The organism is Arcticibacterium sp., from assembly GCF_055134445.1.
Map to the genome: position 1 here is coordinate 93878 of NZ_JBSRVI010000101.1, position 9564 is coordinate 103441.

Here is a 9564-nt window from a genome sequence, read left to right on the forward strand (position 1 = left end):
AATAGTACTATCCCAAAGAGCTCTATTACTTAAAGTTCATTCAAAACTCCTTAGCCAGATAAAAACCCGTATGGCTTCCCTTTACTCTAGCTACCTTTTCAGGCGTGCCTTCTGCTATAATATATCCGCCTCGGGTACCACCCTCAGGCCCTACATCGATCACATGGTCAGCCACTTTTATAACATCCATATTATGCTCTATAATAAGAACTGTATTTCCTTTATCTGCCAGCTTCTGAAGTACATCTAACAGTTTCTGAATATCCTGAAAATGTAATCCCGTGGTTGGTTCATCAAGAATGTATATCGTTTTTCCAGTATCCCTTTTAGAAAGTTCTTCAGAAAGTTTTACTCGCTGAGCTTCTCCCCCAGAAAGTGTCGTGGCGTGCTGGCCAAGCGTAATGTATCCCAAACCCACATCAAAAAGTGTTTGAACCTTTCTATTTATACGTGGCTGTTTCTCAAAAAACATTAAGGCCTCTTCCACGGTCATATCTAACACATCAGATATGGATTTTCCCTTAAAACGAACCTCCAAAGTCTCTCTGTTAAACCTTTTGCCTTTACACGTTTCGCATTCCACATGCACATCAGGTAAGAAATCCATCTCAATCTTCTTCATTCCTCCACCTTGACAAGTTTCGCATCTTCCACCTTTTACATTGAAAGAAAAACGCCCTGGTTTATAGCCCCTAATTTTAGATTCTGGTAAATCTGAAAATAGGGAACGAATATCTGTAAACATACCAGTGTATGTGGCCGGATTACTCCTTGGTGTTCTCCCAATAGGAGACTGGTCTACCTCTATCACTTTATCCAGATACTCTAAACCCGTTACCTTTTTATGCTCTAAAGGCTCCCGTTTTGCTCTAAAAAAATGCTTATTCAAAACAGGAAACAACGTGTCATGAATTAATGATGACTTTCCACTTCCACTCACACCCGTTACACACACCATCTTACCTAAAGGAATTTTCAGGTCTACATTTTTAAGGTTATTACCTACCGCTCCTTTTAGAATTAATGTATCTCCGTTTCCTTCTCTTCTTTCCTTAGGTATCTCAATATTTATTCTTCCACTCAGGTATTCCGCGGTTTTACTTCCATTTTTCAAGAACTCCTCTGGCACTCCACTACCCACTATTCTACCTCCATGCCTTCCTGCTCCAGGCCCCACATCTATGATATAATCCGACTCCAGCATCATATCCTTATCATGCTCCACTATAAGCACCGTGTTTCCTAAGTCCCTTAAATCTTTGAGTGCAGTTATTAGTTTTACGTTATCACGCTGATGCAAACCTATACTAGGCTCATCCATGATATATAAAACACCTACCAACTGGGTACCTATTTGTGTAGCCAATCTAATTCTCTGAGCTTCTCCACCAGAAAGCGACCTAATAGGGCGGTTTAAAGTCAAATAGTCAAGACCAATACCGTTCAAAAAACCAATTCTCTTTCTAATTTCCTTTAAAATCTCTACGGCTATAAGATTCTGTTTATCTGTTAGCTTCTCTTCTATATTTTCAAACCAGGCGGCCAAATCAGATACGTCCATTGAGGATAGTTCTGAAATATTTTTATCGTGGATTCTAAAGTGTCTTGATTCTATTTTCAATCTTGCCCCTTCACAATCTGGACAGGTCTTGATTAACATAAAATCTTTTAACCAATCCCCTATCTTATCATTATCAGATTCCTGTTGTCTTTTCAAGAAATTAATGATTCCTTCAAAATTCGTATTCCAGTCTTCTCCTGGATATTTTTTAGAAGGTACCGCCACAGGATCTTCGCTTCCATAAAGAATCACCTGCATAGCTTCCTCAGGAATTTTTTCAATCGGCGTACTTATATTGGCTTTGTATTTCTTTAAAATGACAGAAATTTGCTTAAAAATCCATAGTTCCCTATATTCTCCAAGAGCTACAATTCCTCCTCTACTTATACTTAGTGACCTATTTGGAATAATAGATTCTTCTGTAATTTCTTGCACCTCTCCCATGCCATTACATGTAGGGCACGAACCATAAGGAGAGTTAAAAGAAAACGAATTAGGAGACGGCTGCTCATAACTGATACCAGCTTCTGGATCCATCAGGTTTTGAGACAAATATTGAACATCACCCTCCTCGTTTAGCAGTAGCATACTGCCCTTCCCTACTTTTAAAGCCGTTCCAACAGATTGGCTTATCCTATATCTATCTTCTATTTTCGGAACAATCCTGTCTACTACTATTTCTATGTCGTGAATCTTATATCTATCTACCTGCATCTTGGGTGTAAGATCCTGTACTTCTCCATCAATTCTGACCTTGGAGTAGCCCATTTTTCTTATCTGAACAAAAAGCTCACGATAATGTCCTTTTCTACCTTTAACCACAGGAGCCAAAAGATTCAATTTTTGACCCGAATATTCACCCAAAATCTTCTCAACAATCTGATCTTGCGACTGCTTGATCATAGGCTTGCCGGTTACATAACTATATGCAATTCCGGCACGGGCGTACAAAAGACGAAGAAAATCGTATATCTCAGTAGTCGTACCCACGGTAGAGCGTGGATTCTTTGAGGTTGTTTTTTGCTCAATACTGATTACGGGAGAAAGGCCGTTGATTTTGTCAACATCCGGACGTTCCATATCTCCAATAAAGCTTCTGGCATAAGCCGAAAAGCTCTCCATATACCTTCTCTGCCCTTCTGCATAGATGGTATCAAAGGCTAATGACGACTTGCCAGAGCCACTAATTCCAGTAATTGTAACGAGTTTATTCCTAGGAATAGTGACGTCAATATTTTTAAGATTGTGTTCACGAGCTCCAAAAACTTCTATTTGCTCATGTCCTGTTAATGCTACATCTGATAATGCCACGAAATATAGTTTGGGTTCTGATAATTCGCAAAGGTAACCAAATTGAAAACAAACCGCTTAGCCATGTTTTAAAAAGCTAAAATATTAATCAATCAGTCATTTCTTCTCGCCGTAACCTCCAAATAAAGGTCTTCCACTTTCTTTCTGGCCCAGTCTGTCTTTCTTAAAAACTTCAAAGACGATTTAACGGTAGGGTTTATATTAAAACAATTGATCTTAATAATTCTGCCTAAACCACTCCAGCCAAATTCATCTAGCAGCGTATCCAACATAAAATCCAGCCTTACGCCATGTAGCGGATTGTTCGGCTGTGATTCCAATTCTTTATTTTCCATAACCCTTAAGATTTCGTCTCGAAATATTTCTGCCTCAAAATTACGTTTTCTAATACTAAAGCCAATTCATGAGCCTCGCATTTCCAGCCAATCTGAAAAAATGCTTTGGAAGCTATACCTTTCCATAAACTAGTGGACAAAGGAGCAAATGGTGCCCCTATGAAAGCGTAAAACTGTTCCGATTTAAGTTTGTTCTTCCAATTTCCTTCAAAGGGGTTCCATTTTAAAATCCCCTGTTCTCCCTCGTTTCCATATAATTTAAGGAAAGATGTTTGCAGCAAAACTTTGTTTAGCCAACCAGTCTCTTTCTCAAAAAAAACAGGAATGAGGTCTCGCAGTTTTTCTTTAGCCTCCTTCAATTCATCAATCTCAAATCTGCCAAGTAGTCGTCCATAATGATAAACAATTAACGGAAGCGTACCATAATGTCTAGAAACCCAAAAAGTTTCACTCAAAAATTCTTTAGAAATTATAACTTGATTTAGATAGTTTAGCGTCGCAAAATCATATTCATTAAAATCAGTTTTTGACTCAAAAAGCAGATACATAAGATTACACAGAGCACAAACATCCTTTTCTGCCGGCATATTAACACCAAACCAAGTATTATAAACCAAGTGAGCTGGAGTATGCTTTTTCAACTTTTCCTTCAGCCATAAAACTTCTTCCGTTTTATAATCACTGGTTAAATAAACCAAAGCCGTATCGTCAATATCATCGGGTAATTTGAAATGCTTGAACCTTTTCATCAAATATCCATTGGGAAAATGATTCGTGGGTTTGGTCTGCCAAAAATTAAAAGTCTTTAAACCCTCCTTATTTTGGTATAATGGATAGTTAACCTTTATGCCTTCCAAAACCCCTTCTATGACACTCTGATACTCCTTTGAAACATCTTCTTTGATACATCTCAAAATGAAAGCCACAGAGCTTGAGGCAAAGATATTTGAATCTAATCTTTGGTAAAACCAACAACTATTTAACCTGTAGGACACAAAAAGACCATCCGGAAATTTTTCATTACCATGGAGCTGTAAGTCGGCTATTTGATGGACTAATTCAGAAAGCACTTAAAGAATGATTCGGTTTTAGATTGGTATTTTTTTAGATTTGCATCGAAATTAGTTAAAAATCTATACTATTAATTCGAAATGGAAATTAGCGGAAATATTATTCAAGTTTTACCTTTACAGTCAGGTGAAGGAAAAAATGGTACTTGGAAAAAACAAGATTTTGTAATTGAAACGGAAGGAACATACCCTAAAAAGGTTTGTTTATCGATGTGGGGAGACAAAATTGATGAAAACCTGATTAAAATGGGAGCCACGGTTACCGCTTCTATTGAAATAGAAAGTAGAGAGTATAACGGAAGATGGTACACAGACATAAAAGCCTGGAGACTAGAAGGACAGCAAACTTCAGCGGCACCAACCTCTGTTCCTAAAACAGCTACAGCTCCAGCAGAAATACCTGCAGCTTTAGAAGGAGAAGATGACCTTCCATTTTAAAAAATAAATTTAACGCTGTATAAGCTATTACTACAATGGGCTAGAGATAAGATGTCTGTAGAATGTCTAATAATTCTACAGAATATTTTTAAAGTTAATTTGTCCAAGTAGAAAATATAGTTATCTTTGCAGCCCTGTTTGAGGGCAAGATATTTTTAATCAGATAAAGCGATGGCTAAAAAAGGAAATAGAGTTCAGGTGATTTTACAGTGTACAGAACACAAAGAATCTGGCCTAGCGGGAATGTCGAGATACATTACCACTAAAAACCGTAAGAATACTACTACTAGATTGGAATTGAAAAAATACAATCCAGTAATGAGAAAATATACAGTTCATAAAGAAATTAAATAACACCATTTAAAATAGAAAAATCATGGCAAAGAAAGTAGTTGCAACGCTGCAAGATAAATCTAAGCTTAGAAGTTTTGCAAAGGTGGTGAAAGCTGTAAGATCTCCAAAAACCGGAGCCTACACTTTCAAAGAAGAAATGGTTCCTGCAGAACAAGTAACTGAATTTTTGAAAGCGTAATAGCTTAAAAAAAAGATTTTATAAGAGCCCTTCCATAATTGGAAAGGGCTTTTCTCATTTAACCTATGTCTACCCCAATAATATATCAGCACGCCATAAAAGTTAAACCTGAAGATCTTGACGAGCTTGAGCATGTTAATAATGTGGTTTATTTCAAATATCTACAGGAGGCTGCTATAAGTCATTGGTACGCTAAGGCTCCCAAAGAAATATCCGACGCCATAAGATGGGTGGTAAGAAAACATGAGATAGAATATTTCAAATCCGCTTATGAAAACGACGAACTTATTGTGGAAACTTGGGTTCAAAATTTCACTCAAATTACTTCAGAAAGACACTACATCATTAAAAGAGGTGAAGAAATCTTGGTAAAAGCATCCACTTTATGGATTGCTCTAGATGCTATAAAAATGAAACCAACTAGAGTTCCATTATACGTAACCGAATCTTTTTTCATATCTTCTGTGTTATAAGGAAAATCTAAAGAACAAAAGCTTATACATTTGTAATTAGACCTCTTTGCCACTTAAACCATTATTAACCTACATGGGTATTTTTAGCTTTTTTAATAAGGAGAAGAAAGAAACTTTAGACAAAGGATTAGAAAAGTCTAAATCGGGCATTTTTGACAAAATCAGCAGGGCCGTTGTTGGTAAATCTACCGTTGACGAAGAAGTTTTAGACGAGCTAGAAGAGATTTTAATTTCTTCAGATGTAGGTTTAGACACCACTATAAAAATCATCAAGAGGATTGAAAAAAGAGTATCTGAGGACAAGTATACCTCGGTTAATGAATTAGATAAAATCCTCAGAGAAGAAACAGCCGCTCTTTTAGAAGAGAACAACTCCCAAGATGTTCAGAATAGCTTTGAAACCGACAATCTACCCAAACCTTATATCCTTATGGTGGTAGGTGTAAATGGTGTTGGTAAAACCACAACCATTGGTAAGCTAGCCTATAATTTTCAGAAAAATGGAAAGAAAGTAGTACTGGGTGCTGCAGATACGTTCCGAGCCGCAGCCGTAGATCAACTTAAACTATGGGGTGAGCGTGTAGGTGTTTCTGTTATTGATCATGGCATGAACACAGACCCCTCTTCTGTAGCCTATGACGCCGTGAAAATAGGAATGGAGCAAGGTGCCGACGTTATCATAATAGACACGGCAGGAAGGCTTCACACCAAGGTAAACCTGATGAAAGAGCTTGGAAAGATAAAACGGGTGATGCAAAAAGTATTGCCAGAAGCTCCTCATGAAATCATGCTGGTTCTGGACGGCAGTACCGGACAAAACGCCATTATTCAGGCAAGAGAATTCACCAAGGTTACCGAAATTAATTCATTAGCCATTACTAAGTTAGATGGAACCGCAAAAGGTGGGGTTGTGATTGGCATATCTGATGAGTTTAAGATTCCAGTAAAATATATTGGTGTTGGTGAAAAAATGGAGGACCTACAAGTTTTTAACAAAACCGAGTTTGTAGATTCCTTATTTAGCAAATCTTAGATAACCGTTTTATTACAATAAAAAAGGGAGCTACTGTGAAGCAACCCCCTCTAAAAATAAAACCCCTTTTATTTTTGCTCTTCTCTAAGTTTACCAAAAAGCAAACTCAGTATATCTTAAAACACCTACTTGGTGACTAATTCAACTATAAAGCACAAAACACCCTAATTATTAAATGATCTATCAGCAATAATAGTTCAATACCTCCATTTAGAAATTGGCATAAACCACTTTAGGACTGTCCATAAAATCACTTTGATTCACAATACAAACACATAAAATTGAGCAGAATTTCACATTACTACTAAAACGACACTCACACTCTCTTGCAAGAGGTTTAAGAAGAAATAACATTTTTAAGCACAGCCTGTTGACAAGACCTTGCCTCTTAATGTTATACAAATTTTAGTATTCATGTGCTATTCTCTATAAATCGCCCAAATATATACCATATACGTATGCAAGATGTTTTCAATCGTTGCATAGGACCCTTTTGATGATAAAAAACTCATATTTGTCGATTTTATAACTTTACGACAATATTCTAGCATATATCTTCGAAATAAATACGATTATCAAAATAACTTGGTTTTATAATTTCTTAGCCTTTTGTTTATGAGTTAGATATGAACCTGAACCTACAATCAAAAAATAACGACAGCCTTTACAAAATACTTTTCCAAGTATTTATGTGGGGAATCTGGATAGGATATCCGCTGATTAATGCAGATTATGACAATCCTGCCGCTGTTATTTTCTTAAAAATGCTTTTTATCGTAAGGTTAGTAGAAATTCCTCTATTCTACCTTATCGTTTTCTATCTCATTCCGAAGGTATTTAAAAAGAAAGGTGTCACCACTTATCTAATCATTTTAACATCTATTTGTTTAATATATATATTATCAGAAAGTTATATTAAAGTATGGGTTAACCCCGACTACAGAAATACTTATACCTTCTTCATATTTTTTCCCGTAATTTTTGTGGCAGCCTTAGGTACTGGCTACGGCCTTGTAACGGCATATATGGAACAAGAGAACCTGAGAGTTGAAGAAAGTCAGGAAAGGCTACGGTCAGAACTATCCTTCTTAAGATCTCAAATTAGCCCACACTTTATTTTTAATGTATTAAACAGCATAGTCTATTTAATTCGTTCTCGATCGGATTTAGCAGAAACGGTCACCATCCAACTATCACAACTCATTAGATACATGCTTTATGAAACAGATACTAAACAAGTGCCTGTTAGTAAAGAATTGGAATATTTAAAAAACTACATAGACCTTCAAAAGATCAGATATGGAGAAGATGTAGATATAAGCGTTCACATATCTGGAAATGACAGTAGCCTCACCATTGAGCCAATGCTCCTTATTCCATTTGTAGAAAATGCTTTTAAACATGGTGTGGGAATGGTAACTCAGCCAATAATTAATATAAATTTGAGTTATGATCAAACAGATCTTACATTTGAAGTAATGAATCTAATTGGTCCGGAAGATACAGATCAGAAAGACTTTAGCTCTGGTATTGGTCTAAAGAATGTTAGAAGAAGATTAGAGTTATTATATCCTGAGAAACATCATCTAGACATTGTGGATGATGGCAATAAGTTTACAGTGAGATTAAAATTGAATTTAAAACGAGAGATAAAGCAATAATATGTCAGTAACAAAATTGAACTGTATCGCGGTTGATGATGAAAACCTTGCCAGAAAACTGCTGCAAGAAAACATTGAGCAAGTTCCATTTTTGAACTTAGTAAAGGTTTGTAAAAACCCTTATGAAGCCATGGAAGCCCTACAAGAAAACAAAATAGATCTCATGTTCTTGGATATACAAATGCCAGGAATGCTAGGAACAAAATTTTTGGCTAGTTTAAAAGACAAGCCTATGGTTATATTGGTTACCGCTTATGATAATTATGCGGTGGAAAGCTACAACCTTGATGTCGTAGATTACCTTATGAAACCTGTAAGCTTCGATAGATTCTCAAAAGCCGCTCATAAGGCCCTTGATCTATTTAAAAAAGATAAGTCTCCTAGTCAATTACCAAGTGGTGTTTCTATTCCAGCCGAACCTGCTTCTTTCTTTGTTAACGTAGAATATTCTTTAGTTAAAATAATATTTGACGAAATCACTCATATAGAAGGTCTAAAGGATTATATCAAAATCTTCATCACTTCTCAGACGAGGCCCATCCTTACAAAGTCTACCTTAAAAGGTATTGAAGAAAGGCTTCCCGGTAATTTTATGAGGGTTCAAAAATCTTATATCGTTAATCTTGATAAAATTCAGAGTATTAGAAACCATAGAATTTCGATAGACAAGTTTGACATTCCTGTAAGCGATAGTAATATGGAGGATTTAATGAGTGCTATAAATTATCAAAAGTCTTAGGCTGGATCAGCCCAAGAATCGTGATTGTAGTTCTGGAGTAGGAATACGACAAGACAAACTCTTTCCGAAAATCCTATATCTATTTCTAGCTATAAAATCATAAATACCATCTCTCAAAAAGAGTGGTAAAAAACAAAAAACAGCTACCCACTTAAAATTGGGTAGCTGTTTTGCTATTTGGAATACTGCTTCAGATTTTCTAAAAAAATCCTTCCCATCGAAAAATATTACAGACTCAAGCTCTTTCGCCTCCGAATCTAAAAGATTTTTTGCATAGTTAGACTGAAGAGAAGCGAACTTAATATCTCCTTTTTTATCCTGATCTATAATAAAATTGACGAACCCATTGCATAAGTTACACACTCCATCAAATAGAACCACACTCATTTAGAATAACTTCTCGAAAGGTAA

Annotated in this window: 11 protein-coding genes; 7 read left to right on the forward strand and 4 right to left on the reverse strand. The window is 36.1% G+C overall.

What is annotated here, in order from left to right; translation table 11 throughout:
* Positions 1-40: 40 nt before the first annotated feature.
* The 3 genes from uvrA to ACTBZY_RS13545 all read right to left on the reverse strand — a co-directional run bounded on the left by uvrA (position 41) and on the right by ACTBZY_RS13545 (position 4277).
* Positions 41-2872 carry an excinuclease ABC subunit UvrA gene (gene uvrA, locus ACTBZY_RS13535; protein WP_463046871.1) on the reverse strand — a complete coding sequence of 944 codons (2832 nt, stop codon included), beginning with the start codon at positions 2870-2872 and terminating at the stop codon, positions 41-43.
* Positions 2873-2964: 92 nt separating this feature from the next.
* Positions 2965-3207, reverse strand: coding sequence for a VF530 family protein (locus ACTBZY_RS13540; protein ID WP_463046872.1), 243 nt, complete (start codon positions 3205-3207; stop codon positions 2965-2967).
* A 5-nt stretch (positions 3208-3212) separates the two neighbouring features.
* Positions 3213-4277 (reverse strand): hypothetical protein, encoded by a 1065-nt coding sequence (locus ACTBZY_RS13545; protein ID WP_463046873.1) that lies wholly within the window; start codon positions 4275-4277, stop codon positions 3213-3215.
* An 81-nt stretch (positions 4278-4358) separates the two neighbouring features.
* Between ACTBZY_RS13545 and ACTBZY_RS13550 the strand changes: the two genes are divergently transcribed.
* The 7 genes from ACTBZY_RS13550 (at position 4359) to ACTBZY_RS13580 (ending at position 9153) form a co-directional block, all read left to right on the forward strand.
* Positions 4359-4715: a DUF3127 domain-containing protein gene (locus ACTBZY_RS13550; RefSeq protein WP_463046874.1), complete on the forward strand. Its 357-nt coding sequence runs from the start codon at positions 4359-4361 to the stop codon at positions 4713-4715.
* Between the two features lie 171 nt (positions 4716-4886).
* A complete protein-coding gene (gene rpmG / locus ACTBZY_RS13555; RefSeq protein WP_463046875.1) occupies positions 4887-5069 on the forward strand; it encodes a 50S ribosomal protein L33 in 183 nt (60 codons plus the stop codon).
* Between the two features lie 22 nt (positions 5070-5091).
* Entirely contained in the window at positions 5092-5247 is a 156-nt protein-coding gene (locus ACTBZY_RS13560; RefSeq protein ID WP_463046876.1) for a DUF4295 domain-containing protein, read from the forward strand.
* A gap of 65 nt (positions 5248-5312) precedes the next feature.
* The gene (locus ACTBZY_RS13565) at positions 5313-5720 is read left to right on the forward strand and encodes an acyl-CoA thioesterase (RefSeq protein WP_463046877.1); all 408 of its coding nucleotides are present in this window, start codon (positions 5313-5315) and stop codon (positions 5718-5720) included.
* Between the two features lie 73 nt (positions 5721-5793).
* Positions 5794-6753 carry a signal recognition particle-docking protein FtsY gene (ftsY, locus tag ACTBZY_RS13570; RefSeq protein ID WP_463046881.1) on the forward strand — a complete coding sequence of 320 codons (960 nt, stop codon included), beginning with the start codon at positions 5794-5796 and terminating at the stop codon, positions 6751-6753.
* A gap of 626 nt (positions 6754-7379) precedes the next feature.
* Positions 7380-8414, forward strand: a complete 1035-nt coding sequence (locus ACTBZY_RS13575; RefSeq protein WP_463046878.1) for a sensor histidine kinase — start codon at positions 7380-7382, stop codon at positions 8412-8414.
* Position 8415: 1 nt separating this feature from the next.
* Entirely contained in the window at positions 8416-9153 is a 738-nt protein-coding gene (locus ACTBZY_RS13580) for a LytR/AlgR family response regulator transcription factor (RefSeq protein WP_463046879.1), read from the forward strand.
* 6 nt (positions 9154-9159) lie between these two features.
* Here the strand turns inward: ACTBZY_RS13580 and ACTBZY_RS13585 are convergent, their stop codons facing one another.
* Positions 9160-9540, reverse strand: coding sequence for a thiol-disulfide oxidoreductase DCC family protein (locus tag ACTBZY_RS13585; RefSeq protein ID WP_463046880.1), 381 nt, complete (start codon positions 9538-9540; stop codon positions 9160-9162).
* Between the last annotated feature and the right edge of the window lie 24 nt (positions 9541-9564).

Excerpts from the sequence above, each read along its gene's own strand:
- ACTBZY_RS13540 (WP_463046872.1), bottom strand. The coding sequence starts at position 3,207 with ATGGAAAATAAAGAATTGGAATCACAGCCGAACAATCCGCTACATGGC.
- ACTBZY_RS13550 (WP_463046874.1), top strand. The coding sequence starts at position 4,359 with ATGGAAATTAGCGGAAATATTATTCAAGTTTTACCTTTACAGTCAGGT.
- rpmG (WP_463046875.1), top strand. The coding sequence starts at position 4,887 with ATGGCTAAAAAAGGAAATAGAGTTCAGGTGATTTTACAGTGTACAGAA.
- ACTBZY_RS13560 (WP_463046876.1), top strand. The coding sequence starts at position 5,092 with ATGGCAAAGAAAGTAGTTGCAACGCTGCAAGATAAATCTAAGCTTAGA.
- ACTBZY_RS13565 (WP_463046877.1), top strand. The coding sequence starts at position 5,313 with ATGTCTACCCCAATAATATATCAGCACGCCATAAAAGTTAAACCTGAA.
- ftsY (WP_463046881.1), top strand. The coding sequence starts at position 5,794 with ATGGGTATTTTTAGCTTTTTTAATAAGGAGAAGAAAGAAACTTTAGAC.
- ACTBZY_RS13575 (WP_463046878.1), top strand. The coding sequence starts at position 7,380 with ATGAACCTGAACCTACAATCAAAAAATAACGACAGCCTTTACAAAATA.
- ACTBZY_RS13580 (WP_463046879.1), top strand. The coding sequence starts at position 8,416 with ATGTCAGTAACAAAATTGAACTGTATCGCGGTTGATGATGAAAACCTT.
- ACTBZY_RS13585 (WP_463046880.1), bottom strand. The coding sequence starts at position 9,540 with ATGAGTGTGGTTCTATTTGATGGAGTGTGTAACTTATGCAATGGGTTC.